Origin of the sequence: Neorhizobium galegae, from assembly GCF_017877135.1 — a bacterium.
GTDB classification, from domain to species: domain Bacteria; phylum Pseudomonadota; class Alphaproteobacteria; order Rhizobiales; family Rhizobiaceae; genus Neorhizobium; species Neorhizobium galegae_A.
The window spans coordinates 304,140-330,092 of the sequence record NZ_JAGIPH010000005.1 but is presented as its reverse complement, the minus strand read 5'-3'; the positions used below and the strand labels follow the sequence as shown (position 1 = coordinate 330,092).

Here is a 25,953-nt window from a genome sequence, read left to right as displayed (position 1 = left end):
AATTGAACTTCCGTGAAAAGGCGGTAATGATTTCTTTCGCGGGTGCAGCATGCCCCGTGATGGACATGGGGAGACTGTCTTGAAGATTTCGAAGATTCTCGTTGCGAACCGCTCGGAAATTGCCATTCGCGTCTTTCGCGCTGCAAACGAACTCGGGATCAAGACCGTCGCCATATGGGCGGAGGAAGACAAGCTTTCCCTGCATCGCTTCAAGGCCGACGAGAGCTATCAGGTCGGCCGGGGTCCGCATCTTGCCAAGGACATGGGGCCGATCGAAAGCTACCTGTCGATTTCGGAAGTCATCCGGGTGGCAAAGCTCTCCGGCGCCGACGCCATCCATCCCGGTTACGGACTTCTGTCGGAAAGCCCGGAATTCGTCGAAGCCTGCGATGCCGCCGGCCTGATCTTCATCGGTCCGAGGGCCGACACAATGCGCCGGCTGGGTAACAAGGTGGCCGCCCGCAATCTTGCCATTTCCGTCGGCGTGCCGGTCGTTCCGGCGACCGAACCGCTGCCGGATGACATGGCCGAAGTTGCCCGCATGGCGGAGGAGATCGGCTATCCGGTGATGCTTAAGGCGTCCTGGGGCGGTGGCGGTCGCGGCATGCGCGCCATCCGCGACCCGAAGGATCTGGCAAAGGAGGTTACCGAAGCCAAGCGCGAGGCCATGGCAGCCTTCGGCAAGGACGAGGTCTATCTCGAAAAGCTCGTCGAGCGCGCCCGTCACGTCGAAAGCCAGATTTTGGGCGACACGCACGGCAATGTCGTCCACCTTTTCGAGCGCGACTGCTCGATCCAGCGACGCAACCAGAAGGTCGTCGAGCGCGCGCCGGCCCCTTATCTTTCGGAAGCCCAACGCCAGGAACTGGCCTCCTATTCGCTGAAGATCGCCTCTGCCACCAACTACGTGGGAGCCGGCACCGTCGAATATCTGATGGATGCCGATACGGGCAAATTCTACTTCATCGAGGTCAATCCGCGTATCCAGGTGGAGCATACGGTGACCGAGGTCGTCACCGGGATCGATATCGTCAAGGCGCAGATCCATGCGCTGGAAGGCTTTGCCATCGGCACGCCGGAATCGGGTGTGCCGACCCAGGACAATATCCGCCTCAACGGCCATGCCCTGCAGTGCCGCATCACGACCGAAGATCCCGAGCAGAATTTTATCCCTGATTACGGGCGCATCACCGCCTACCGTTCGGCTGCCGGTTTCGGTATCCGGCTTGACGGCGGCACCGCCTATACCGGCGCCATCATCACCCGCTACTACGATCCGCTTCTGGTCAAGGTCACGGCCTCCGGCGGCACGCCGCAGGAAGCGATCAGCCGCATGGACCGGGCGCTCCGGGAGTTCCGGATCCGTGGCGTCGCTACTAATCTCACCTTCCTCGAAGCGATCATCGGCCACCCGAGTTTCCGCGACAACACCTATACGACCCGCTTCATCGATACGACGCCGGAACTGTTCCAGCAGGTGAAGCGCCAGGACCGTGCCACCAAGCTTCTGACCTATCTGGCAGACGTGACCGTCAACGGCCATCCGGAGACCAAGGGTCGCCCAAAGCCGGCCGAGACGGCGCCAAAGCCGGTGGTGCCCTATATCGAGGCGCCGGTTCGCGACGGCACCAAGCAGAAGCTCGACGCGCTCGGCCCGAAAGGCTTTGCCGAATGGATGCGCGCCGAAACGCGTGTGCTGCTCACCGATACGACCATGCGCGACGGCCACCAGTCGCTGCTCGCCACCCGTATGCGCACCCATGACATCGCAAGCATTGCCGGCGTCTATGCCCGGGCGCTGCCGGGCCTCCTGTCGCTCGAATGCTGGGGCGGCGCCACCTTTGACGTTTCCATGCGCTTCCTCACCGAAGATCCGTGGGAGCGGCTGGCGCTGGTGCGCGAGGGCGCGCCGAACCTTCTCCTGCAGATGCTGCTGCGCGGTGCAAACGGCGTCGGCTACACGAACTATCCCGATAACGTCGTCAAATATTTCGTCCGCCAGGCGGCAAAGGGTGGCATCGACCTCTTCCGCGTCTTCGACTGCCTGAACTGGGTCGACAATATGCGCGTCTCCATGGATGCGGTGCAGGAAGAGAACAAGCTTTGCGAGGCGGCGATCTGCTACACGGGTGATCTCCTCAACAGCGCACGGCCCAAATACGATCTGAAATACTATGCCGACCTTGCCGTCGAACTGGAAAAGGCCGGCGCGCATATCATTGCGCTGAAGGACATGGCGGGGCTTTTGAAGCCTGCCGCAGCCCGCGTGCTGTTCAAGGCGCTGCGCGAGGCAACCAGCCTGCCGATCCATTTCCACACGCATGATACATCGGGCATTTCTGCCGCCACCGTGCTTGCCGCCATCGATGCCGGCGTCGATGCGGTGGATGCGGCGATGGATGCGTTTTCCGGCAATACCTCGCAGCCATGCCTCGGCTCCATCGTTGAGGCGCTCTCCGGCACCGAGCGCTCATCCGGCCTCGATCCTGCCTGGATCCGCCGCATCTCGTTCTACTGGGAAGCGGTGCGCAATCAGTATGCGGCCTTCGAAAGCGACCTCAAGGGGCCGGCATCGGAAGTCTATCTGCACGAAATGCCGGGCGGCCAGTTCACCAATCTGAAGGAACAGGCCCGTTCTCTGGGGCTCGATACGCGCTGGCATCAGGTCGCGCAGACCTATGCCGACGTGAACCAGATGTTCGGTGATATCGTCAAGGTGACGCCCTCCTCCAAGGTGGTGGGTGACATGGCGCTGATGATGGTGAGCCAGGATCTGACCGTTGCCGACGTCCAGAATCCCGAACGTGATATCGCGTTTCCCGACTCGGTCGTGTCCATGCTGAAGGGTGATCTCGGCCAGCCGCCGGGCGGATGGCCGCAGGCGCTGCAGAAGAAGGCGCTGAAGGGTGAGGAACCCTATACGGTGCGCCCCGGCTCGCTGCTGGCCGATGCCGATCTCGATGCCGAGCGCAAGAGTATCGAGGACAAGCTCGAACGCCCGGTCAGCGATTTCGAGTTCGCCTCCTACCTGATGTACCCGAAGGTGTTTACCGATTTCGCGCTGGCTTCGGATACCTATGGCCCGGTCTCGGTTCTGCCGACGCCCGCGTATTTCTACGGCATGGCCGATGGTGAGGAACTGTTTGCCGATATCGAGAAAGGCAAGACGCTCGTCATCGTCAACCAGGCAGCCAGTGCGCCGGATGCGCAAGGGCTTGTCACGGTCTTCTTCGAGCTGAACGGCCAGCCGCGCCGCATCAAGGTGCCGGACCGTGCTTTCGGCGCCTCGGGCGCGCTGGTGCGTCGCAAGGCGGAAGCCGGCAATGCGGCCCAGCTCGGCGCGCCGATGCCGGGTGTCATTTCCCGCGTCTTCGTTTCCTCCGGCCAGACGGTGAAAGCCGGCGACGTGCTCCTCTCCATCGAGGCGATGAAGATGGAAACGGCGCTGCATGCGGAAAAGGACGGCACCATTACCGAAGTGCTGGTAAAGGCCGGCGACCAGATCGACGCCAAGGACCTGCTGCTCGTCTACGCCGCCTGACCCTTGAGAAAATGACGGCCGCTCAACCTTCGTGGGTCTGGGCGGCTGTCACCGTGGCGACGAACTGGCGGGTGCGCTCCTCGCGCGGATGGTCGAAGACGTCGCGCGCGGGGCCGGTCTCGATCACCTGGCCCGCTTCGAGGAACACGACATGGTTGGCGATGCGCGAGGCAAGCCTGAGGTCGTGGGTTGCCATCACCATGGTCGTTCCTTCGGCGGCAAGCTTTGCCAGCACGTCCACCACTTCTGCGGCAAGTTCCGGATCGAGCGCCGAGGTTGGCTCGTCGCAGAGAAGAACGCGCGGCGATGGGGCAAGCGCCCGGGCAATGGCCACGCGCTGCTGCTGGCCGCCCGACAGCGTGGCCGGCCAGGCCTCGGCCTTATGCGCCATTCCGACCTTTGTCAGCAGTTCCATGGCGTGTGCGCGGGCCTTTTCCTTCGGCCATTTCAGCACGGTGAGAAGGCTTTCCATGACGTTTTCCAGCGCCGTGCGGTGCGGGAAGAGCTGGAAATTCTGGAACACCATGCCGGTCTGGCGGCGGATGCGCTGGATATCCGGCCAGCCAAGTTTCTTGTCCGGCGCAAACGTGATGCTGTGGTCGCCAAGCGTGAGTGAGCCCTTGCTCGGGATCTCCAGAAGGTTGATGCAGCGCAGAAGTGTGCTCTTGCCGCCGCCGGAGGGGCCGACCAGCGCCGTCACGCTGCCTTCTTCCATGGCAAGGTTGATATCCTTCAGGATGACGGCCTCGCCAAACCGCTTTTCGATGTGGGACAGCCTGATCATGCATTGGTCTCCAGCATGCCGCCATAGCGGGCGAAGCGCTTTTCGAGATGCACCTGTAGCGTGGAGAGAACCGTGCTGAGGGCAAGGTAGAGGATGGCGGCGAGGATGTAGAGGATCAGCGGTTCATAGGTTGTGGCAACGATGCGCTGGGCCGCCTGAAACAGTTCCGGCACGGTGATGGCTGCGGCAAGCGAGGTGTCTTTTACCAGCGAAATGAAGGTGTTGGAAAGCGGCGGCACGGCCACCCGCGAGGCCTGCGGCAGGATCGTGCGGATCATCGCCTGGCGCCAGGACATGCCGATGGAATAGGCTGCTTCCCACTGGCCCTTCGGCACCGAGGAGATGACGGCGCGGATGATTTCCGAACTATAGGCGCCAATATTCAGCGTAAAGCCGATCAAGGCCGCCGGAAAGGCATCGAGCAGGATGCCGACGCTCGGCAGGCCGTAAAAGATGACGAACAACTGCACGAGCAGCGGCGTTCCGCGGATCACCCAGACGTAAAAGCGCGCGACTGCCACCAGAGGCCTTACTGCAAACAGCCGCGTCAGGGCCGTGACGAGACCGAGGGCCAGCCCGAAGGTAAAGGAGAGAAGGGTGAGCGGAATGGTGAAGATCAGCCCCGCCCAGAGAAGGGAGGGCAGGGCATCCGCCATCAGTTGCAGCCAGTGCGGCACGGTGAGTGATCTCCAACAGGGTTTCGGTCAAAGGTATAAAGCGGAAAAGGCGGCCGCTCAAAGCTCCGCCTTTTCACCTCATATGGGGCATCCGTTCCCGACGGGAACGAAGCGAATGATTATTTCGAGACGTCTTGGCCGAAATAGGTGTTGGCGATCTTCTTGTAGGTGCCGTCAGCCTTGATATCGGCAAGCGCCTTGTTGATCGCGGCCACCAGTTCCGGTTCGCCCTTGCGGATGATGATGCCGGAGAAGTCGGCGTCGGCCTGTTCGGCAACCACCTTCACCGGCGCATCGGGCTTCTGCTTCTTGAAATCGAGGAAGGAGAGGCTGTCATTGACGGTGGCATCAGCCCGGCGCGTCAGCACCAGCTGGATCGACTGGTCGAAGCCGTCGGTGCCGACCAGTTCGGCGCCTGCCGTCTGGGCGATCTTGCCAAAATTGCTCGACAGCGACTGGGCGGCCTTCTTGCCCTTGAGGTCCGCGAAGGATTTGATCTCGTCATTGCCGTCGCGCACGATCAGCACGGCCTTGGAGGCAATGTAGGGATCGGAGAAATCATACTTCTGCTTGCGTGCTTCCGTGATACCGACCTGGTTGATCACCACGTCATAGCGCTTGGCGTCCAGACCGGCGATCAGGCCGTCCCACTTGCCTTCGATAAACTGCGGCTTCACCCCGAGCTTCTTGGCAACCGCCTCGCCGATTTCCACGTCGAAGCCGACGAGCTTGCCCGAGGCATCATGGAAGGTAAACGGCGCATAGGTGCCTTCCGTGCCGATCTTGATCGTGCCGGCCGACTGGATGGCGTTGAGGTTGTCGCCTGCTGCGGCGGGAAGGAGCAGGGCTGCCTGGATGAGGGCGGCGGCCGTAAGGGACTTGAACAGTGACATCGAGTGTTTCCTTGGTGTTTTTGTTGTTGAGCATTCAATCGCAGAAATGGGGCGCAAGGGCAGGAGAGAAAACCGCGCACAATGGCCAAAAAGGCGAAAATCTTTTCAAAGAGCCGCCTTTCCCGGCCATATCGCCGACGAAAGCTCTTGCGGCCGGGTCAATTGCCGGGTTATGCACGTTTAAGCGTAATCCTGCACGATTCTAGATCTCATGACCGAACTGATGCTTCCCGAAAGACAGAACCGCATCCGCGCGCGACTTGCGCAGGAGGGGCGCGTTCTGGCAGCAGACCTTGCGAGCGAATTTTCCGTTTCGGAGGATACGATCCGCCGCGACCTGCGCGAGATGGCGGCCGCCGGCCTGTGTGAGCGGGTTTACGGTGGTGCGCTGCCCGTTGGCCTTGGCAATACCAGCCTTAGGCAGCGCATGAGTGTCGCGATGGAGCGCAAGCGCGTTCTGGCGCAGGTGGCCGTCCGGCAGATCGTGCCTCGCTCCGTCGTGTTCTTCGACGCGGGAAGCACGCATCTGGCCATAGCCGAGGCGCTGCCGGACGATCTGGCGCTGACGGCCGTGACCAATGCGCCGGCCATTGCCGTGGCCCTTGCCGAAAAGCCGCGAGTGGACACGGTTCTCGTTGGCGGTCTCATTGATCGTGTCGCGGGCGGTGCTGTCGGGGCAAGGGCCATCGAGGCGCTCTCCGGCATGCGGTTCGACCTCTGCCTTGTCGGGACCTGCGGGATCGACGGGGAGGGTGGTCTTTCCGCCTTCGGCTACGAGGATGCGGCGCTCAAGCAGTTCGCCATCGCTCGCAGCAGCCGGGTTCTGGTGGCCGCCACCACTGAAAAATTCAGCATCGCTGCACCCTATGCGGTGGCAAAAGCTGCGCAATATCACTGTCTGGTCGTGGAGGACGATGCCGATCCCGCCAGGCTTCAGATCATTCGCAATGAGGGCTGCGATATCATCGTTGCCGCAAGAGGAGCGGCATCGGCCGCTTGAGGAGAGCTTTGAGATGAATGACACCCTTGCGGCCACCACCCATCGCCGCAGCCCGGCCATCACACGGGAACGGGCAGCCGTTGCGCTGATGTTCCTGATGAATGGCTTTCTGGTCGGTGCCTGGGCGCCAAAGATTCCGGAATTTGCAGCCCGCCTGTCGTTGAGCGAAAGCACGCTCGGCCTGATGATTCTCGTTTTCGGTATCGGCTCCATCGTGATGATGCCGGTGGCCGGCATGCAGATTGCCCGCTTTGGTTCGGCGCGCGTGACGCGCGTCACGGCCATTCTTGTTCTGCCGACGCTGATTTTCCTCTCTCTTGTCGGCAGCCTCTGGACGGGCGCCATTGCCATCTTTCTCTTCGGGGGGCTCATCGGCGCGATGGATGTGGCCATGAACGCCAATGCCGTTGCGGTGGAAAAACAGATGCGCCGCTCCATCATGTCGTCCTGCCATGCCTTCTGGAGCCTTGGCGGCCTGTTCGGCTCGGCAAGCGGCGGCCTCGTCATGGCCTGGCTCGGCGTTCTTGGTCACGCAGGCCTCGTGACGCTGCTTGCGGCCCTGATGGTTCTTGCCGCCTGGCCGCTGTTGCTTGCGGACAAGCCGCATCCGGAGGAGGCGGGCGCCCGGGTGCGTCTGCCACGCTCGGCACTCCCCTGGCTGATCGGTCTTGTGGCGCTGTTTTCGATGATCCCGGAAGGTGCCATCCTGGACTGGGGTGCGCTTTATCTGCGCAATGAACTCGGCGCTTCCATGCAGCTGTCGGGCCTTGCCTTCGGCGCCTTTTCGCTCACCATGGCCATCATGCGCTTTGGCGGTGATCTGGTGCGCGACCGGTTCGGCGCCGTGCGCACGCTGCGTTTCTGCACGCTTGCCTCGATCGTCGGCTTGCTGACGGCAGGTTTTGCGGTCAATTCGACAATGGCAATCATCGGCTTTGCAATTGCCGGCATCGGCATATCGAACATGGTGCCGATTGCCTTCTCGGCAGCCGGCAACCTACCGGGCATGGCGCAGGGCATCGGCCTGTCGGTTGTCACCACCATGGGCTATTCCGGCATTCTGGTTGCGCCCTCCGCCATCGGCTTCATCGCCGAACATGTCGGGCTTGCCGCTATCTTCGCTGGCCTGCCGCTTCTGCATCTGGTGGTGCTTTGCCTGTCGCATCTCGCCCGCCATGCCGACCGGCCGGCGGGGGTGGCGGTTGAAAAGTGATGGCGGACGGGTGTTGACAAGCCCTGTCGCTTGCGCCACCTGAAAGCCATTCCTTAAGAGATGCGAGACCGCGATGCCTGCCGATTATGATCCGAAACCGCGTCGTGCTTCGGTTGCCGTCGATGTCGGCGGCGTGATTGTCGGCGGCGGCGCCCCCGTCGTCGTCCAGTCGATGACCAATACCGACACGGCCGATATCGATGCCACCGTTGCCCAGGTTGCCGCCCTCTACAAGGCTGGCTCCGAAATCGTGCGCATCACCGTCGACCGCGATGAAAGTGCGGCTGCCGTGCCGAAGATCCGCGACCGCCTGCTGCGGCTTGGACTGGACGTGCCGCTGGTCGGCGATTTTCACTATATCGGCCACCGCCTGCTCGCCGATCATCCCGATTGCGCCGAGGCGTTGGCGAAGTATCGCATCAATCCCGGCAATGTCGGCTTCAAGGACAAGAAGGACAAGCAGTTCGCCGATATCGTTGAGATGGCGATCCGCTACGACAAGCCGGTGCGCATCGGCGTCAACTGGGGCTCGCTCGATCAGGATCTCCTGACCACGCTGATGGATCAGAACGCCGAAAAAGGCTCGCCCTTGTCGGCGCGCCAGGTCATGCATGAGGCAATCGTGCAGTCGGCGCTGATCTCGGCCGAACTTGCCGAGCAGATCGGGCTGCCACGCAACCGGATCATCCTGTCGGCCAAGGTCAGCCAGGTGCAGGATCTGATTGCCGTTTATTCCATGCTGTCTGAACGGTCCGACCATGCTCTGCATCTCGGCCTCACCGAAGCGGGCATGGGCTCGAAGGGCATCGTCGCGTCCTCGGCTGCCATGGGCTATGTTCTCCAACACGGTATCGGCGATACGATCCGCGTGTCGCTCACGCCGGAGCCGAACGGTGACCGCACCCGCGAGGTGCAGGTGGCGCAGGAACTGCTTCAGGTCATGGGCTTTCGCCAGTTCATTCCGGTGGTGGCGGCCTGTCCCGGCTGCGGGCGCACCACCTCCACCGTCTTCCAGGAACTGGCGCAGAACATCCAGAACGACATCCGCAAGAACATGCCGGTCTGGCGTGAGAAATATCCGGGCGTCGAGGCGCTGAATGTGGCCGTCATGGGCTGCATCGTCAACGGTCCGGGTGAAAGCAAGCACGCCGATATCGGCATTTCGCTGCCCGGCACCGGCGAGACGCCGGCCGCCCCGGTGTTCATCGACGGACAGAAGGCGCTGACCTTGCGCGGTCCCAATATCGCGTCCGATTTCGAGGCTCTGGTGGCTGACTACATCGAAAAACGCTTCGGCCAGAAAACCGCCGCGGAATAGCGGCTCTTGCCGACTGTCTATGTCCTCGTTATTGCCGTAATTCAGGGTAAATGACGTGTGAGACGAGACGGGGTTTTGATTCCATGATGAAGAAGCTTGCACTTGTCGCGCTCTGCGCGACATATCTTTCTGCCTGCACCACAACCGATCCCTATACGGGCCAGCAGAAGGTTTCCAATACCACCGGCGGCGCCGCCATCGGTGCGGGCCTTGGCGCCTTGGCCGGCCTTGCCGTGGGCGGTTCGCCCGTTGGCCGCCGCAATGCCGCGCTGATTGGTGCGGGCGTCGGTGCGCTCGCCGGTGGCGCCATTGGCAATTACATGGACCAGCAGGAATCGGAACTGCGTGCGCAGCTGCAGGGCACTGGCATTTCGGTCACCCGCGCCGGCGACCGCATCATCCTCAATATGCCTTCCAACATCACCTTCCCGACCGATCAGGATCAGGTGCTGCCGGGCTTCTATCCGACGCTCGATTCGGTGGCGATCGTTCTCAACAAGTTCAACCGCACCTTTATCGATATCAACGGTCACACCGATTCCACCGGCAGCCTTGCGCATAACCAGCAGCTGTCGGAACGTCGCGCTGCCTCCGTTGCCAACTATATCGGCGGCCGTGGCGTCGATCAGCGCCGCATCTCCACCATGGGCTTTGGCCCGTCTCAGCCGGTCGCTTCCAATGCAACGCCCGATGGTCGCGCCCAGAACCGCCGCGTCGAAATCCAGATCGCGCCGATCACCCAAGGGTAATCTCTTCGATCCTGCCGGATACCAGAAGGCGTCGCGCAAGCGGCGCCTTTTTCATGGAGACTAAAGCCGCCCGCTCAGTGCCGCCCGGGCATCGGTTACGGCAAGCGGGTTACAGGCTGCTGGTCATCATCTTGATGCCGGCAGCGCCGAACAGCAGGGCAAGCAGGGCATCCAGCGGCCGACGGGCGCTCTGGTATAACCGGGCGGCGCGATTGGTGGAAAACATGAGCGCATAGCCCAGGAAGACGACAAAGCCGATGCTGAGGCATCCTGTCACGACAAGGGCGACGGTGCCGGGCGAGGCCTGCGGCGGAAGGCCGACCGAAATCGTCGCGATCCAGCCGAAAATCGCCTTGGGGTTCGTCAGGTGAAGGCCGTAACCGGAGAGAAACGTCCGCCCCTCCGATCGCTGCGCTCTCTGCGCCTTCGGCGGTGCCGTCTGGCCCTTGAGGGCCCCACGGCAGCATTTGAGGGCGAGATAGAGGAGGTAGAGGCCGCCAAGGATCTTGATGACGTAAAGAACCTCTCCGTATCGCGCAAGAATGGCGGACAAGCCAAGCGCTGCGGACATGGCCCAGGTGAAGGAGCCGGCAAAGACCCCAAGCGCGAAGAGAATGGCTCTCTTGCGGCCCTGGTTGATCGCCGTGCTGATGATCGCGATATTGGCCGGCCCTGGGCTTATGACGGCAACCAGATAGATGGTAAAGGCCGTCGCCACGTGCGGCAGGCTGTCAAGGATATCGGACACGCGTAGTCTCTCCAGCGGCGGAAAGCCCGACTATAGGCTGGTTTACACGCGCTGACACACCAAGAGTTTTGATCGGATCCGTCACATTCGATGATGGGCGGTCCTGCGATGTCGTGTCAGTTCTGCCGGTCGGCCACAAAGCGCGCCGTGGCAATCAGCATGTCGGCCTTGTCGCCATAGGGGGCAAGCAGCGCAATAGCCTCCGCCACAAGCGCATCCAGTCGCTGCTCGGCCCAGTCAAGCCCGTGGCGGCCGACCAGCGTTGCCTTGCCGCGACCGGCATCCTTGCCGGTGGCCTTGCCCATGGTCTGCGCGTCGGCGGTCACATCAAGCACGTCGTCGGCGAGCTGGAAGGCAAGGCCGATGATTTCGCCGAACCGCCGCAGCCTAAGCCGGTCTTCGGCGTGCGCCCCGGCAATGATCGGCCCCGCCTCGCAGGCAAAGCGCAGCAGCGCGCCGGTTTTCATTGCCTGCAGCATCACGATGCCGTCTTCGCTCGGCGCCGTGGTTTCCGCCTCCAGGTCCAGCGCCTGGCCGCCGGCCATGCCGCCGAGGCCTGCCGCCCGGGACAGCGCTAGCACCAGTTGCACCTTGCGGTCGTCCGGCAATGCCGTCTCCGGCGCCGCAATCACGTCGAAGGCATAGGTGAGCAGGCTATCGCCGGCGAGGATCGCCGTTGCCTCGTCAAAGGCCTTGTGAACGGTCGGCTGGCCGCGGCGCAGGTCGTCATCGTCCATGGCCGGCAGGTCGTCATGGATGAGAGAATAGCTGTGCAGGCATTCAAGCGCTGCGCCGACGCGGGCCGCCACCGCCCTGTCGCCGGAAAACAGCGCCGTCGATTCCGACACGAGGAACGGACGCAGCCGCTTGCCGCCATTCAGCGTGCCATGGCGCATGGCCGCGACCAGCGTGTCCGGGCGGGCGATCTCGTCTGCCAGCGGCAGGATGGCAAGGAGCCCGGAGAGCAGGCTTTCCGTTTCCGCGGCGCGTTGGCGCAGATAGGTGTCAAAGGCGGCAGGATCGATCATGCCGGTTCATTGGCATGATGGCCGGCGGCTGGCAACGGAGTTTTGGTGAAAATGCCGTCATAGTGGCCTCTGCAACTGGCCTTTGCGGCCATCTGCCGTTATGTAGCCAGAGCGAGACGAAAACGAGTGGCAGAATTTGGACCTCACACCCGAGCGGCAGTCCGAAGAGGAGGCGCCCTTGCCGAAATCGGGGCGCAGGCTTGCGCTGACTGACCGGGCGAGACTGGTGGTGATGGCGCTTGGCGGCCTTCTTCTCCTGCCTTATGCGCTGGTCATCGTTTACGCGCTTCCGTTCATTCATCCCGTCTCGACGCTGATGGTCGCCGATCTGGTGACGTTTCAGGGCTATGACCGCCGCTGGGTGTCGTTCGACAAGATCGCGCCGGTGCTGACACGATCGGTGATGATGTCGGAGGACGGACAATTCTGCGCCCATGACGGCGTCGACTGGGTGCAGATGCGCGGTGTCGTGCAGGATGCGCTGGGCGGCGAGGCAACACGCGGCGCAAGCACCATTCCCATGCAGACCGCCAAGAACCTTTTCCTCTGGAATGGCCGCAATATCATCCGCAAGGTGCTGGAAGTGCCGCTGGCCATGTGGGCCGATCTTGTCTGGTCCAAGCGCCGGATGATGGAAATCTATCTGAACGTCGCCGAATGGGGGCCGGGCATTTACGGCATCGAGGCGGCTGCCCGCTATCATTTCGGTGTGTCTGCGGCCAATCTCAGCCAGAGGCAGGCGGGCCTGCTGGCCGTTGCCCTGCCCAATCCTTTCACGCGGGTGGCAAGCAAGCCGGGGCGCGGCATGCAGCGCCTGTCCTCCGTCGTGGAGCGCCGCGCGCGGGCAGCGGGTGAATACATCAAATGCCTTTATGATTAACAGAAGCAAAAGTCGTTGGCCGCATGCTTCGGCGGCTTTTATGGTGCGGCCACGATAACGGCCGGAGGTTTTGCATGGACGGACTGGTTCTCTATATCGCCAACAAGAATTACTCGTCTTGGTCCTTCCGGCCCTGGATTGCCCTGACGGCAGCGGGCATCGAGTTTGAGGAAGTGCTCACCCCCTTTGATGATCAGGGCGGCAATCCGGAATTTCGGCGGTTCTCGCCAACCGGAAAGGTGCCGGTGCTGCAGCATGGCGATCTGTTCGTCTGGGAATCGCTCGCCATCATCGAATATGCCGCCGACCTTTTTCCGGATGCAGGCCTTTGGCCGCAAGACCGGGGTGACCGGGCGGTGGCGCGCGCGGTCTCAATGGAAATGCTCTCGGGTTTCCGCGCCTTGCGCAATGCCTGCCCCATGAACATGCGCCGCCAGAAGCGCGCCATTCCGCTCCCGGACGGCGTGGCCGGCGATGTGGCGCGCATCACCGAGATCTGGAAGACGCTGCGGGCGAAATCCGGCGGGCCCTTCCTGTTCGGCGCCTTTGGCGCGGCTGACGCGATGTTTGCGCCCGTCGTCAACCGCCTGGACGTCTATGACATTGCGGTGGACGCGGAGACGGCCGCCTATATGGACGCCGTAAAGGCCCATCCGGCCTGGCTTGCGTGGCAGGAGGCAGCGCTTGCCGAACCCTGGATCGTGCCCGCCGACGAGGCCTGACCCGCCCGCGCCGCCTTGCCGGGGAAGCTCTCTCGGTGCGCAAGGCGGCACATCAGGTGTTGCCGATTGAGCGGGACTCTGGCGTGTCGCCTGTGATATCAGGCGGGCTACTCTTCATCATCCGGCGCGGGCACAAGGCTTCTTTTCAAATTTTGCCTGCAGGGACTGGTCAAGAGGGGGATTGCCATGTATAAGCCCGGCAAATTTCCGAGATCGAGACATGTGGAGTTCGGCCTCCTTCGGGCCGCCGAGCATGTTTTGCCTGACAATTTGGAGTAACGAAAATGGCTGTACCGAAGAGAAAAACGAGCCCGTCGAAGCGCGGTATGCGCCGCTCCGCTGACGCGCTGCAGAACCCCACCTACGTCGAAGACAAGAACTCCGGCGAACTGCGTCGTCCGCACCACATCGACCTGAAGACGGGTATGTACCGCGGCCGCCAGGTTCTGACGCCGAAGGAAAACGCATAATCTCTTCTTGAGATCGTGCTGCAGAAGGCCGGTTTTCGCCGGCCTTTTTTGTTGCCTGGAATTTGCCGAATGCATCCGATGTACAAAAAGGGCCGCAGTCACCTGCAGCCCTTTCCGTCCATTTATGATCTTGCGGGCCAAGCCCCGTGACGCTTCAGGAGCCCAGGCTGTCCAGACGCGTCTGCAGGGTCCGCAGCTGATCCTTCAGCTCGTCGAGATCCTTGGCGTCAGGCGCCTTTTTCGGCTCGCGTTCTGCGGGCGCACCCTGCGCGCCGAAGGGCGAGAACATCTGCATGGCCTGGCGGAACAGGTCCGTATTGCGGCGCACCTGCTCTTCCATCATCTGGATCGGCATCTGAAGGTTCTTGGTGAGCGGTGTCTCGCCGAATGCCCGCGTCATCTGCTCGCGCATCTGCGTCTGCTGGTCGGCAAAGGTCTTCATCGAATGCTCGAGGAAGGTCGGCACCACCATCTGCATCTGGTCGCCGTAATAGGAGATCAGCTGGCGCAGGAAGGAGATCGGCAGAAGCGTGTTGCCGGTCTTGGATTCCTGCTCGAAGATGATCTGGGTCAGCACGGAATGGGTGATGTCGTCGCCGCTCTTGGCGTCCTGCACCACGAAATCCTCGCCCTTCTTCACCATGGTCGCCAGGTCTTCCAGCGTCACATAGGTGCTGGTGCCTGTGTTGTAGAGGCGGCGATTGGCATATTTCTTAATGACAATCTCACCATCAGTCTTCGCCATAATTGCCTCCTTGATCCCGTCAATATGGTTTTTTGTCGATATTTCTCTCCCTTCCCAACCTTACGCTCAAATAAACCGGGCTGACAAACGAATTGTGCGATGCGGCAGCCTTTCCGCGTGCATCGCGACAAAACGCAACCTCTTAACAAAGCGCATCAAATTGATGGCTTCGACCCTTTGACTTATACCGGAAGCTTTGCCAGTCTCACATTCAACAACCAAGGAATTGAGGAGACGTCCCATGAGCCAGCCTTCGATTGTAATTGCATCCGCAGCGAGAACGGCCGTTGGATCGTTCAATGGCGCGTTTGCCAATGTTGCCGCCCATGAACTGGGCGCGGCCGCAATCAAGGGTGCGCTGGAACGGGCGGGCGTTGATGCAAAGGAAGTGGACGAGGTGATCCTCGGCCAGGTTCTGCCGGCCGGTGAAGGCCAGAACCCGGCACGCCAGGCCGCCATGAAGGCCGGCGCACCGCAGGAAACCACCGCCTGGGGCATCAACCAGCTGTGCGGTTCGGGCCTGCGTGCGGTGGCTCTCGGCATGCAGCAGATTGCGCTCGGCGATGCCAAGATCATCGTCGCCGGCGGTCAGGAATCCATGTCCATGGCGCCGCACTGCGCGCACCTGCGCGCCGGCACCAAGATGGGCGACATGAAGATGATCGACACCATGATCAAGGACGGCCTGACCGATGCCTTCTATGGCTATCACATGGGCATCACGGCCGAAAACGTTGCCCGCCAGTGGCAGTTGACGCGCGACGAGCAGGACCAGTTCGCGGTCGGCTCGCAGAACAAGGCCGAAGCAGCCCAGAAGGCCGGTCGTTTTGCCGACGAAATCATTCCGTTCGTCATCAAGGGTCGCAAGGGCGACGTTACCGTCGATGCCGACGAATATATCCGCGCCGGTGCCACGCTCGACAGCATGACCAAGCTGCGCCCGGCCTTTGACAAGGAAGGCACTGTGACTGCCGGCAATGCGTCGGGCATCAATGATGGTGCAGCTGCAACCGTGCTGATGACCGAGGCCGAAGCCGCGCGTCGCGGCATCACGCCGCTGGTGCGCATCGTGTCCTGGGCAACGGCGGGTGTCGACCCGCAGATCATGGGCACGGGCCCCATCCCGGCCTCGCGCAAGGCGCTCGAAAAGGCCGGCTGGTCGGTCGGCGATCTCGATCTCGTTGAGGCCAACGAAGCCTTTGCCGCGCAGGCCTGCGCCGTCAACAAGGACATGGGCTGGGATCCGTCGATCGTCAACGTCAATGGCGGCGCCATCGCCATCGGCCACCCGATCGGCGCATCCGGCGCCCGTGTGCTCAACACGCTGGTCTTCGAGATGAAGCGCCGGGGTGCCAAGAAGGGCCTTGCCACGCTGTGCATCGGCGGCGGCATGGGCGTTGCGATGTGCTTCGAAGCGATGTGATGACTTAAGCCATTCCGACCACGAAGAAGGGCCGGACATTTTTCATTGAAGGGGGGAATTGCATGACGAGAGTTGCATTGGTCTCCGGCGGCACGCGCGGCATTGGCGCGGCCATCGCGGTTGCCCTGAAGGCGGCGGGCTATGCCGTTGCCGCCAATTACGCGGGCAATGACGAACGTGCAAAGGCCTTCGAGGCGGAAACAGGCATTCCCGTCTTCAAATGGGATGTCTCCTCCTATGAGGCCTGCGTTGCCGGCATCGCCGCGGTGGAGGCAGCCCTTGGTCCGATAGACGTCTTGGTGAACAATGCCGGCATCACCCGCGATGCCATGTTCCACAAGATGACGCCCGGCCAGTGGAACGAGGTGATCAGCACCAATCTCACCGGGCTCTTCAACATGACGCATCCTGTATGGAGCGGCATGCGGGACCGTGGCTTTGGTCGCGTCATCAACATCTCGTCGATCAATGGCCAGAAGGGTCAGATGGGGCAGGCCAATTATTCGGCGGCCAAGGCCGGCGATATCGGTTTTACCCGGGCGCTGGCACAGGAGGGTGCGGCAAAGAACGTCACCGTCAACGCCATTTGCCCCGGTTATATCGGAACCGAAATGGTGCGTGCCGTACCGGAGCGCGTCATGAATGAGCGTATCCTGCCGCAGATCCCTGTCGGACGGCTGGGGGAGCCGGAAGAAGTCGCGCGCTGCGTGGTCTTCCTCGCCTCAGACGATGCAGGCTTTATTACTGGATCGACGATTTCGGCGAATGGCGGGCAGTATTTCAGCTGATCATCCGGGAGGGGGGGCGCAAGCGTTATCCGATCACGACTAAGCCAGCCTGATAAAACAAAACCGGCGCGGGTGTCCGCGCCGGTTTCGTATTTGGACGGTGTGAATACGTTAGCGGCAGCGTGCCTCGTAGGTACGGCCGTAGCGGTCGCGATAGACGCAGTAGCCCTTGTGCTTCTGCGATTCGCCGATGGCCGCACCGACCAGGCCGCCGGCCACGGCGCCGACCGCTGCACCACCCCAGCTGTTGGTGACGACACCGCCGATGACGGCGCCCGAGCCGGCGCCGATGGCGGTGCCACGCTCTGTAGAGGTGCAGGATGCAAGCAGGCCCATAACGGCTGCGACGGCCAGGATCTTTTTCATGGAGTAGTTCCTTCCCTTATTCGGTTCGTCTGGTTTTGAAATTTAGATCCTGCCCATCAGAAGCAGGATGAGCAGAATCACCACGACAAGGCCAAGACCGCCGGAAGGTCCGTAGCCCCAGCTCCGGCTGTAGCCCCAGTTGGGAAGCGCGCCGAGAAGAAGAAGGACGAGGATAACGAGCAGGACTGTCCCGAGCATGTTGGTGATCTCCGATGCACACATCAATTTGTTGTGCGACGGAAACGCCATGCCCCGATTTTTGTTCCACCGGACTGCAAGGGTGTCGAAACAAAGAAGAATTGCGGCTGGCGAACCTGCATCACAGGCGTCCGCTGATGCGCCCGCCGTTCGGTCGCAGCACGATCGGTTCTATCGGATAAAGCGACGTGCCGCCCAGATTACGGCAAGACCGGCCAGCGCCAGAAGCCCGCCGCGCAGGATCCATGGCGTCTGGTTGATCATGAAGCTCGACGCGGGATAGGGAAAGAGCCCGCTCCCCTGCGCCATCCAGATCAGGCCCATCACAGTTGCCAGAACGCCAAGCACGGTGAGGAGAATCCGAAAGATCGCCATCATGGGAAAACTCCAACGGTGTGGCAGGCAGCTAATGCATGCCTGGTAGAGGCGGGGATACCTTCCTGTCGATGCCTGGCTTTTGTCAAGCGAAAGCTATGGTGCGGCAAACCGCCTGCCGGCATCAGTCAAGTGCAGAACGAAACATGAATCGCGATGGATGCCGATTCGTCGCTGATTCGTTCGCAGCGTGTTCCCGCATGCCAATGGCAGTTTGGCGCGGCAAATGGCGCCTGTTTGCGGAATTTCGATCCAAAACGCGCCGTCCGGCCTCTTGCGGCTTGCCTTATCGGCTACGGATCGCCATGTGTTCGGGGGCTGTGCGCGATCGTGGTGCAGCCGGACACGATGCGCGGATAATGCTTTGAATTCTCAGCCCATGATCTTGAGCGGTCGCGGCGTCACCGCGGTCCTCGGCCCGACAAACACCGGCAAAACGCATTTCGCCATCGAACGGATGGTGGCGCATGGATCCGGCGTGATCGGCCTGCCGCTTCGCCTTTTGGCGCGCGAGGTCTATACGCGCGTGGTGGAAAAGGTCGGCGCAAAGCATGTGGCGCTCGTGACCGGCGAAGAGAAGATTTCTCCCCCAAATGCCCGTTTTTCCGTCTGCACCGTGGAGGCCATGCCGCGCGAGACGAAAGCCGCCTTTGTCGCCATTGACGAGGTGCAGCTGGCGGGCGATCTGGAACGGGGCCACATCTTTACCGATCGTATCCTGCATTTGCGCGGCCGGGAGGAAACGCTTCTTCTGGGTGCCGGGACCATGCGCCCGATTCTGGAAAAGCTGCTGCCCGGCATCACCGTCGTCGAGCGCCCGCGCCTGTCGACCTTGTTCTATGCCGGCCAGAAAAAGATCACGCGCCTGCCGCAGCGCTCCGCCATCGTCGCCTTTTCCGCCGACGAGGTGTATGCGATCGCCGAACTCATCCGGCGCCAGCGCGGCGGGGCCGCCGTTGTTCTGGGCGCCCTCAGCCCCCGCACGCGCAATGCGCAGGTCGGCCTCTATCAGGCCGGCGATGTGGAATATCTGGTGGCGACCGATGCGATCGGCATGGGCCTCAACCTCGACGTCGATCACGTTGCCTTTGCGCAGGATCGCAAGTTCGACGGCTACCAGTTCCGCAACCTCAATCCGGGCGAACTCGGGCAGATCGCCGGTCGTGCCGGCCGCCACCTTAAGGATGGAACATTTGGCGTGACGGGCCAGGTGCAACCCTTCGATGACGAACTGGTGGAGCGGATCGAGGGGCACCATTTCGACCAGGTGAAGGTGCTGCAGTGGCGCTCCAAGCAGCTGGATTTTTCCTCGCTGCGCGACTTGCGCGCGAGCCTCGACATGGCGCCGGCCATTGCCGGGCTTACCCGCGCGCTACCGGCAACCGACATGCAGGCGCTGGATTATCTTGCCCGATACCCGGAAATTCGGGATGTTGCCACAACGCCTGAGCGAGTGGAGATTTTGTGGGAGGCCTGTGCGCTTCCCGATTATCGCCGTATTACACCGGCCCAGCATGCCGATCTGATCTCGACCCTGTTTTCAGATCTGGTGCGCTATGGCACGGTCAACGAGAACTTTATGGCCGAGCAGGTGCAGCGCGCCGATCGGACCGACGGGGAAATCGATACGCTTTCTGCGCGTATCGCCCAAATCAGAACTTGGACCTATGTATCCAACCGTCCGGGTTGGCTGGCGCATCCGACACACTGGCAAGAAAAGACACGAGAAATCGAGGACAGGTTGTCGGACGCGCTACATGAAAGGTTGACGAAACGCTTTGTTGATCGCAGGACATCTGTGCTCATGAAGCGCCTGAGAGAGAATGCGATGCTGGAAGCTGAAATCAGTGTAAATGGGGATGTCTTCGTCGAGGGACACCACGTCGGTCAACTAGCCGGTTTCCGGTTTACGCCCGTATCGGGGACTGAAGGTCCGGATGCGAAGGCGGTGCAGGGGGCAGCGCAGAAGGCGCTGGCGCTGGAATTCGAAGCGCGCGCGGCGCGTCTTTATGCTTGCGGCAACAGCGATCTGGCGGTCGGCTCCGATGGTACCGTGCGCTGGCTCGGCGATCCCGTTGCCCGTCTCGCGGCTGCCGATCACATCATGCATCCGCGCCTCATTCTTCTGGCTGACGAACAGCTGACCGGTAATGCGCGCGATCATGTCGCTGCGCGCCTGGAACGTTACGTCAATCATCATATCGCAACGGTGCTGAAGCCGCTGGATGACCTGTCGCGCGCCGAAGATCTGCAGGGGCTGGCCAAGGGGCTGGCTTTCCAGCTGGTCGAAAACCTCGGCGTGCTGTTCCGTCGCGATGTGGCCGACGAGGTCAAGACGCTCGATCAGGATGCGCGCGCCTCGATGCGCCGCTATGGCATCCGGTTTGGCGCCTATCACATTTTCATGCCGGCTCTTCTGAAGCCGGCACCGGCCGAGCTGATCACGCTGCTCTGGGCGCTGAAGAATGACGGCCTCGACAAGCCCGGCTATGGCGATCTCATCCCCGCTCTGGCTGCCGGCCGCACCTCGGTCGTCACTGATCCGACATTCGAGCGCAATTTCTACAAGCTGGCCGGTTTCCGGTTCCTCGGCAAGCGCGCCGTGCGCGTCGATATCCTGGAGCGCCTGGCGGATCTTATCCGTCCGCTTCTGCAGTGGAAGCCAGGTTCGACCGCGCGTCCGGAAGGCGCCTATGATGGTCGCCGCTTCACCACGACGACCGCCATGCTCTCCATTCTGGGGGCCACGCCCGATGACATGGAAGAGATCCTGAAGGGCCTCGGTTACCGCGCTGATGCGGTGAAGCCGGAAGAGGCGCAGGCCTATCTCGCAAGCCAGCAGCCGGCAACGGCCGCAGCCGCCGAGCAGGCCGGCCCTGATGCTGCCTCCGAAGGCGACGACGCCGATGCGTCCGCGCCAGAGGCGGCAGCCCCTGCCGAGGTATCAGGCGAGACAGCAGCGGCGACCAGCCCGGCTGACGAGCCGGCCGTTGCCGAAACCGCTGCCCCGGAAGCGGCAGCCTCCGCTGATGAAACCGGCGCGTCTGCCGCCGATGCCGGCCTCACGGCCGAGACGGCCGGTGAGCCTGTTGCTGTCGAAGAGGCTAAGCCCGTTCTCCTGTGGCGTCCGGGCGGCGGCCGCAGCGATAACCAGCGCTCCGGTGGCCGCCCGCAAGGCGATCGCCGCCAGCAGGGCAATCGCCACGGCGCCAATGCCGGCAATGCCGGCGAAGCACGCACCGGCGAAGGCCGTCGCGACAGCCGCCGCAGCGATGAGCGTCCCGAACAGGGTGCCCGCCCGAACCGGGAGGGCGGCCAGCCGAACCGTGGCGGCGCAAACCGTGGCGACCGCCGGCCGGAAGGCAAGGGCGATCGTCCGCCGCGCGGCGACCGTCCCGATCGTCAGGACCGGGGTGACCGCAACGACCGCGGCAAATCGGCGCAGCCTGCCCGCTTCGAAGCCAAGCCCCCGCGCAAGGAGAAGCCGATCGATCCGGATTCGCCCTTTGCCAAGCTCGCTGCTCTCAAGGAGCAGATGAAGAAGTAGCCATGCCGGAAAAGCCACTTGAAGAGCAGCGTCAGCGTATCGACAAGTGGCTTTTCTTTGCCCGGCTGGCAAAGTCGCGCAGCCTCGCGCAGGATCTGGTCGAGGCAGGCTTTGTGACGATCAATGGCCATGTGATTGTCCAATCCGGCCGCCAGGTGAAGGCTGGTGATCGCATCGAGATCCGGCTTGAGCGCCGGGACTTTGTGCTGATCGTGCGCGACTGCGCTGACCGGCGCGGGCCTGCCCCAGTCGCTCGCCTGCTCTATGAGGATGTGACGCCGCAGCAGGCGCCTCTGGCGGCGTTCGAGCGGGCGCTTCGGAAGCCGTAAAAGCCTCCGCCGGCCGAGCGCATCGCATGCCGGGGCCGTTTGTCAGATCCTGCTGTAAAATGTGACAGCTCTTCCGCGCGTTGCGGGGTCATTGGATAATCCATCGCCTTTGGCGGCGTTTGAGCGATTGTTTATTCTTGCTAAGCCGCCTCAAAGCCTTTAGTCACAGGGGAAAAGCTGGGGCCGCATGCGAGGAGACGCCACGCGTTTTCGTGTGCCCGGCCATCATCTGGCTCCGCCCGGTCGGCAGGCGTCTCCCACCGCCGATGTTGACCAACCGTGATATCACTGGAGTGCCTCATGACGTATGTCGTGACCGACAATTGCATCCGCTGCAAATACACCGACTGCGTGGAAGTCTGCCCGGTCGATTGCTTCTACGAAGGTGAGAATTTCCTGGTCATCCACCCGGACGAGTGCATCGATTGCGGCGTCTGCGAGCCGGAATGTCCGGCCGAAGCCATCAAGCCGGATACCGAGCCGGGTCTCGATAAGTGGCTGAAGATCAATGCGGAATATGCGCAGGTCTGGCCCAACATCACGGTCAAGCGCGATGCCATGGATGACGCCAAGGAAATGGACGGCGTTGCCAACAAATTCGAGCAGTATTTCTCGCCGGAGCCCGGCAAAGGCGATTGAGCTTTGCGCTGTCCTGTTTGGGATTGCTTAACGATTAGGCACAGACGCGACCGTTGCGTCTTTGCATCTGCGAAAGCAAATCATTGATTTCCTCCCATATTTGTGGTAGACATCCAGAACTGTTCCACAAGGCGGCACTTGCGTGCCCAAAAACATCACGAAAGCAACAGAGCACCCGCCGCGGTTCCCGTGACATAGCCAGCTTTGGATTTGTCGTCGCCGTCCGCGATCAGGTGTTGTTTTCGCGCGCGTTCAACGGACCAGTATGGAGTCACCGACGGTTCCCCCGTCTCATCCGGGCCTGACTGACCCGGCCCCGGTCCCGGAAGGCCGGGTGCGTAACAGGGAGTTTGTTAAACGAATGACGACCCAGCAGAAAAAATCTTCAGCGCGCCATGGTTTCAAGACCGGTGAAGCGATCGTTTATCCGGCGCATGGAGTGGGCACAATCACAGCCATCGAAGAACAGGAAGTGGCTGGCATGAAGCTCGAACTGTTCGTGATCGATTTCGAGAAGGACAAGATGCGCCTCAAGGTGCCGGTTGCCAAGGCCGTCAGCATCGGCATGCGCAAGCTGTCCGAAACCGATTTCGTCGAACGCGCCTTGAAGGTTGTCCAGGGCAAGGCCCGCGTCAAGCGCACCATGTGGTCGCGTCGGGCGCAGGAATATGATGCGAAAATCAATTCTGGCGACCTGATTTCGATCGCTGAAGTGGTGCGCGATCTCTACCGCGCCGAAAATCAGCCGGAGCAATCCTATTCCGAGCGTCAGCTCTATGAGGCTGCCCTTGATCGCATGGCGCGCGAAATCGCAGCCGTCAACAAGATGTCCGATACGGAATCGGTTCGCCTCATCGAGGCAAACCTTGCCAAGGGACCGAAGCGCAGCAAGGTTCTGGACGAGGAAGATTCGCACGAAGAAGCGGCCTAAACCTCTTTTTCCTGCACTCACCTGAAAAAGCCCGGCGAAAGCCGGGTTTTTTATTGGAACTTTTTGACATGACACGCGTTCACCCGCCGGTGCGGCGAGGAATGCAGTCTGTGAAACTGCCTTTGCCGTGTCCGCGCAGGGGAGGGCTTAAGCCCTGACCGCCTGACGTGAACGAGGGGAGCAAAGAGGCATGCCTCAGGCACGATCTGTCCGACCGGCCCTGCCGGCCACGGCAGGTGGGGGGTCTGGAGCGCATGCGCCTTTGTCTGGTCAAACAGTTTCATGGAGAGCGCAATGAATGCCATGTCCGCAGACCGCAATATGATCAAGATCGCGATGGCCGCGCCCTATCTGGCGCGCGAGGAAGAGCGCAATCTTGCCGTGCGGTGGAAGGACGGGCAGGATCGCGATGCCCGCAACCAGATCGCGCTTGCCCATATGCGTCTCGTCATCGCCATGGCCTCCAAGTTCCGTGGCTTCGGCCTGCCCATGAGCGACCTTGTACAAGAAGGTTATGTAGGGCTGCTGGAAGCGGCGGCAAGGTTTGAGCCATCGCGTGACGTGCGTTTTTCGACCTATGCGAGCTGGTGGATCCGCGCCTCCATGCAGGACTATATCCTGCGCAACTGGTCGATCGTGCGCGGCGGCACGAGTTCTGCCCAGAAGGCGCTGTTCTTCAACCTGCGCCGCCTGCGTGCCAAGCTTGCGCGCGGTGGCAATACCAAGACGGCTCAGGCCATCCACGAAGAGATCGCAACGGCCTTGGGTGTCAGCCTGGTGGACGTGCAAACCATGGATGCCCGCCTTTCCGGCAATGATGCCTCGCTGCAGGCGCCCTCGATTGCCGGCGACAGCGATAGCGGTGAGCGGCTCGACATGCTGGAAAGTGCTGAACCGCTGCCGGACGAGCAGGTCTCGTTCATGATCGATGGCGAACGTCGCCTGAAATGGCTGCAGGGAGCTCTGACCAAGCTCAATGATCGCGAAAAGAAGATCATTCGCGCCCGCCGCCTGACCGATGACGGCGCGACCCTGGAAGCGCTGGGTGCCGAACTTGGAATTTCCAAGGAGCGCGTGCGACAGATCGAAAGCCGGGCCATCGAGAAGCTGAAATCGGCGCTGGTGACCACCAACCCGCAGATGGCGGAGGCCTGCTGAACGCAGGCCCGCCTCCTATTCGGAAATGATCTTGACCCGCTGGCCGGGCTGAAGCGACACGCCCGTGGGGAGTGCGTTGATCATCTTGAACATGTCGAGCTTGCGGTCCGTCCCCATCATACGGGCGGCCATGGTCGTGATGTTGTCGCCCGGTTGAACGGTGACGACACGCACGCGAAGCGGCCGCAGCTCCGCTGCCTCCTGCGGCGTCATGCGCCGGAACGTACGCCGCATGGTATCTGCCGTCGCTTCAAGCGATGTGCTCCCCTTCGGCACTGCCGTGAGGAAACGGAACAGCTGCTTGTCGAGGCGAATGACGGTGACGTCGAAATCCCAGCGCTCGGCTGATGCGCGGGCCGTTGCCGCCGGCAGTCCGTTGATCGTAGTTTCCCGCACAGTGTCCGGCTGCAGCCCTGCGACCCAGCCGCTGGTCAGGTAGTTCGACAGGCTCTGGTTGGTATCCGTTGCCTGTACGCCGTCGAAGCGTATGGCGGTCTCGTCCGGTCCCGTCGCAAGGACCGCTTCCACCTTGTTGTCGATGCGAAAACCTTCCGGCACGTCAAACCGGATGCCAAGCCCCGCATGCAGGAAGGTTTCGTTGCGCACATAGCCTTCATCCGGGCTGTCGCCGTAGAGAAGGCCATCGATGCCGGTCAGGTAATAATCGCGTCCGCGGTCCCCGACGGTGCCTTCCTGGCCGAAGGCGCGGGCATGCTGGCGGGCAAGCTCCACCCGCTGCGGTGCGCTGGGATGGCTGGAAAGGAAGTCGAGGCTCTGGTCCGTATCCGGGTCGGCGGACGAATAGCGGGCATAGGCGGACATGGAATCGAGGAACCGGGCTGCCGCATAGGGGTCGTAGCCGGCTTCGCCCAGCATGCGCACGCCGATCACATCGGCCTGCAGTTCCTGCTGGCGGGAAAAGGCCGCAAGCCGCAGCTTTCCTCGCGCCAATGCCTGCTTGCCGGCCAGATCGCTGGACAGGACCTCGGCCACCACCCGGCTGGCAATCACTTCGGCTTCCTCGCGCTTCTGGCGCTCGATGCCGTGATTGGCCGTCACATGGGCCATTTCGTGGCTGAGGACGGCCGCCACTTCCGAGGCGTCATTGGCAAGCGCCAATAGGCCGCGCGTCACGTAGAGATAGCCGCCCGGCAGCGCAAAGGCGTTGATCGCCGGAGAGTTCAAGATGGTGATGCGGTAGGACTGGTTTGGGTTCTCCGAGACCGCAGTCAGCGCACCGGCAATGCGGGCAACCAGCCGTTCGGTCTTTGCGTCATGATACTGGCCGCCATAGCTTGCCACGATGCGCGGATGCTCGCGGGCGCCCATCTGGGCGCGCGGATCGTTCTTCTGCACCTCATCGACAATCTGCGGATTGGCCGAGGGCTTCACATCGGCCTGATAGCTTTGGTCCATGACCGATTGGCAGCC

Annotated in this window: 25 protein-coding genes; 15 read left to right on the top strand and 10 right to left on the bottom strand. The window is 62.1% G+C overall.

Annotated features, from left to right (window positions below):
- Window positions 1-79 precede the first annotated feature (79 nt).
- Window positions 80-3,541 carry a pyruvate carboxylase gene (gene pyc / locus J2858_RS16800; RefSeq protein WP_210105968.1) on the top strand — a complete coding sequence of 1,154 codons (3,462 nt, stop codon included), beginning with the start codon at window positions 80-82 and terminating at the stop codon, window positions 3,539-3,541.
- 22 nt (window positions 3,542-3,563) lie between these two features.
- Here the strand turns inward: pyc and J2858_RS16795 are convergent, their stop codons facing one another.
- From J2858_RS16795 to J2858_RS16785, 3 genes are all read right to left on the bottom strand, one after another.
- Entirely contained in the window at window positions 3,564-4,325 is a 762-nt protein-coding gene (locus J2858_RS16795) for an amino acid ABC transporter ATP-binding protein (protein ID WP_210105967.1), read from the bottom strand.
- Window positions 4,322-5,002 carry an amino acid ABC transporter permease gene (locus tag J2858_RS16790; protein ID WP_210105966.1) on the bottom strand — a complete coding sequence of 227 codons (681 nt, stop codon included), beginning with the start codon at window positions 5,000-5,002 and terminating at the stop codon, window positions 4,322-4,324. Before J2858_RS16790 ends, J2858_RS16795 begins: the two co-directional genes overlap by 4 nt.
- Before the next feature lie 119 nt (window positions 5,003-5,121).
- Window positions 5,122-5,895, bottom strand: coding sequence for an amino acid ABC transporter substrate-binding protein (locus tag J2858_RS16785; RefSeq protein ID WP_210105965.1), 774 nt, complete (start codon window positions 5,893-5,895; stop codon window positions 5,122-5,124).
- Window positions 5,896-6,106: 211 nt separating this feature from the next.
- Here J2858_RS16785 and J2858_RS16780 point away from each other — a divergent pair, with 211 nt between their 5' ends.
- The 4 genes from J2858_RS16780 to J2858_RS16765 all read left to right on the top strand — a co-directional run bounded on the left by J2858_RS16780 (window position 6,107) and on the right by J2858_RS16765 (window position 10,175).
- Entirely contained in the window at window positions 6,107-6,895 is a 789-nt protein-coding gene (locus J2858_RS16780; protein WP_210105964.1) for a DeoR/GlpR family DNA-binding transcription regulator, read from the top strand.
- A 13-nt stretch (window positions 6,896-6,908) separates the two neighbouring features.
- Window positions 6,909-8,108: an MFS transporter gene (locus tag J2858_RS16775; RefSeq protein ID WP_210105963.1), complete on the top strand. Its 1,200-nt coding sequence runs from the start codon at window positions 6,909-6,911 to the stop codon at window positions 8,106-8,108.
- A gap of 73 nt (window positions 8,109-8,181) precedes the next feature.
- A complete protein-coding gene (gene ispG / locus J2858_RS16770) occupies window positions 8,182-9,426 on the top strand; it encodes a flavodoxin-dependent (E)-4-hydroxy-3-methylbut-2-enyl-diphosphate synthase (protein ID WP_210105962.1) in 1,245 nt (414 codons plus the stop codon).
- An 83-nt stretch (window positions 9,427-9,509) separates the two neighbouring features.
- Window positions 9,510-10,175, top strand: coding sequence for an OmpA family protein (locus J2858_RS16765; protein ID WP_210105961.1), 666 nt, complete (start codon window positions 9,510-9,512; stop codon window positions 10,173-10,175).
- Between the two features lie 109 nt (window positions 10,176-10,284).
- On the opposite strand, the gene J2858_RS16760 is transcribed toward J2858_RS16765, so the two are convergent.
- Both J2858_RS16760 and J2858_RS16755 read right to left on the bottom strand, forming a co-directional pair.
- Window positions 10,285-10,923: a LysE family translocator gene (locus tag J2858_RS16760; protein WP_210105960.1), complete on the bottom strand. Its 639-nt coding sequence runs from the start codon at window positions 10,921-10,923 to the stop codon at window positions 10,285-10,287.
- Window positions 10,924-11,039: 116 nt separating this feature from the next.
- Entirely contained in the window at window positions 11,040-11,951 is a 912-nt protein-coding gene (locus tag J2858_RS16755) for a polyprenyl synthetase family protein (RefSeq protein WP_210105959.1), read from the bottom strand.
- 232 nt (window positions 11,952-12,183) lie between these two features.
- Between J2858_RS16755 and mtgA the strand changes: the two genes are divergently transcribed.
- From mtgA to rpmF, 3 genes are all read left to right on the top strand, one after another.
- On the top strand, window positions 12,184-12,831 hold the full coding sequence (gene mtgA / locus J2858_RS16750; RefSeq protein ID WP_245366493.1) for a monofunctional biosynthetic peptidoglycan transglycosylase: 648 nt from the start codon (window positions 12,184-12,186) through the stop codon (window positions 12,829-12,831).
- Window positions 12,832-12,905: 74 nt separating this feature from the next.
- A complete protein-coding gene (locus J2858_RS16745) occupies window positions 12,906-13,553 on the top strand; it encodes a glutathione S-transferase family protein (RefSeq protein WP_210105957.1) in 648 nt (215 codons plus the stop codon).
- A 284-nt stretch (window positions 13,554-13,837) separates the two neighbouring features.
- Window positions 13,838-14,023 (top strand): 50S ribosomal protein L32, encoded by a 186-nt coding sequence (gene rpmF, locus J2858_RS16740; RefSeq protein WP_210105956.1) that lies wholly within the window; start codon window positions 13,838-13,840, stop codon window positions 14,021-14,023.
- 154 nt (window positions 14,024-14,177) lie between these two features.
- On the opposite strand, the gene phaR is transcribed toward rpmF, so the two are convergent.
- Window positions 14,178-14,768: a polyhydroxyalkanoate synthesis repressor PhaR gene (gene phaR / locus J2858_RS16735; protein WP_210105955.1), complete on the bottom strand. Its 591-nt coding sequence runs from the start codon at window positions 14,766-14,768 to the stop codon at window positions 14,178-14,180.
- 241 nt (window positions 14,769-15,009) lie between these two features.
- On the opposite strand from phaR, the gene J2858_RS16730 reads away from it, so the two are divergent.
- Complete coding sequence (locus tag J2858_RS16730; RefSeq protein WP_210105954.1) at window positions 15,010-16,191, top strand: acetyl-CoA C-acetyltransferase; 1,182 nt, start codon at window positions 15,010-15,012, stop codon at window positions 16,189-16,191.
- A gap of 62 nt (window positions 16,192-16,253) precedes the next feature.
- Window positions 16,254-16,979, top strand: a complete 726-nt coding sequence (gene phbB, locus J2858_RS16725) for an acetoacetyl-CoA reductase (protein ID WP_210105953.1) — start codon at window positions 16,254-16,256, stop codon at window positions 16,977-16,979.
- 111 nt (window positions 16,980-17,090) lie between these two features.
- On the opposite strand, the gene J2858_RS16720 is transcribed toward phbB, so the two are convergent.
- The 3 genes from J2858_RS16720 to J2858_RS16710 form a co-directional block, all read right to left on the bottom strand.
- The gene (locus J2858_RS16720) at window positions 17,091-17,345 is read right to left on the bottom strand and encodes a YMGG-like glycine zipper-containing protein (RefSeq protein ID WP_210105952.1); all 255 of its coding nucleotides are present in this window, start codon (window positions 17,343-17,345) and stop codon (window positions 17,091-17,093) included.
- 42 nt (window positions 17,346-17,387) lie between these two features.
- On the bottom strand, window positions 17,388-17,543 hold the full coding sequence (locus tag J2858_RS16715) for a DUF3309 family protein (protein ID WP_210105951.1): 156 nt from the start codon (window positions 17,541-17,543) through the stop codon (window positions 17,388-17,390).
- Window positions 17,544-17,714: 171 nt separating this feature from the next.
- Window positions 17,715-17,918 carry a hypothetical protein gene (locus J2858_RS16710; RefSeq protein ID WP_210106058.1) on the bottom strand — a complete coding sequence of 68 codons (204 nt, stop codon included), beginning with the start codon at window positions 17,916-17,918 and terminating at the stop codon, window positions 17,715-17,717.
- A 379-nt stretch (window positions 17,919-18,297) separates the two neighbouring features.
- Between J2858_RS16710 and J2858_RS16705 the strand changes: the two genes are divergently transcribed.
- The 5 genes from J2858_RS16705 (at window position 18,298) to J2858_RS16685 (ending at window position 24,522) form a co-directional block, all read left to right on the top strand.
- On the top strand, window positions 18,298-21,465 hold the full coding sequence (locus J2858_RS16705; RefSeq protein WP_210105950.1) for a helicase-related protein: 3,168 nt from the start codon (window positions 18,298-18,300) through the stop codon (window positions 21,463-21,465).
- A 2-nt stretch (window positions 21,466-21,467) separates the two neighbouring features.
- Complete coding sequence (locus tag J2858_RS16700) at window positions 21,468-21,794, top strand: RNA-binding S4 domain-containing protein (RefSeq protein WP_210105949.1); 327 nt, start codon at window positions 21,468-21,470, stop codon at window positions 21,792-21,794.
- A gap of 300 nt (window positions 21,795-22,094) precedes the next feature.
- Window positions 22,095-22,433, top strand: a complete 339-nt coding sequence (gene fdxA / locus J2858_RS16695; protein WP_210105948.1) for a ferredoxin FdxA — start codon at window positions 22,095-22,097, stop codon at window positions 22,431-22,433.
- A 361-nt stretch (window positions 22,434-22,794) separates the two neighbouring features.
- Window positions 22,795-23,364 carry a CarD family transcriptional regulator gene (locus tag J2858_RS16690; protein ID WP_210105947.1) on the top strand — a complete coding sequence of 190 codons (570 nt, stop codon included), beginning with the start codon at window positions 22,795-22,797 and terminating at the stop codon, window positions 23,362-23,364.
- Window positions 23,365-23,658: 294 nt separating this feature from the next.
- The gene (locus tag J2858_RS16685; protein WP_210105946.1) at window positions 23,659-24,522 is read left to right on the top strand and encodes an RNA polymerase factor sigma-32; all 864 of its coding nucleotides are present in this window, start codon (window positions 23,659-23,661) and stop codon (window positions 24,520-24,522) included.
- Window positions 24,523-24,537: 15 nt separating this feature from the next.
- On the opposite strand, the gene J2858_RS16680 is transcribed toward J2858_RS16685, so the two are convergent.
- Window positions 24,538-25,938: a M48 family metalloprotease gene (locus tag J2858_RS16680; protein ID WP_245366364.1), complete on the bottom strand. Its 1,401-nt coding sequence runs from the start codon at window positions 25,936-25,938 to the stop codon at window positions 24,538-24,540.
- Between the last annotated feature and the right edge of the window lie 15 nt (window positions 25,939-25,953).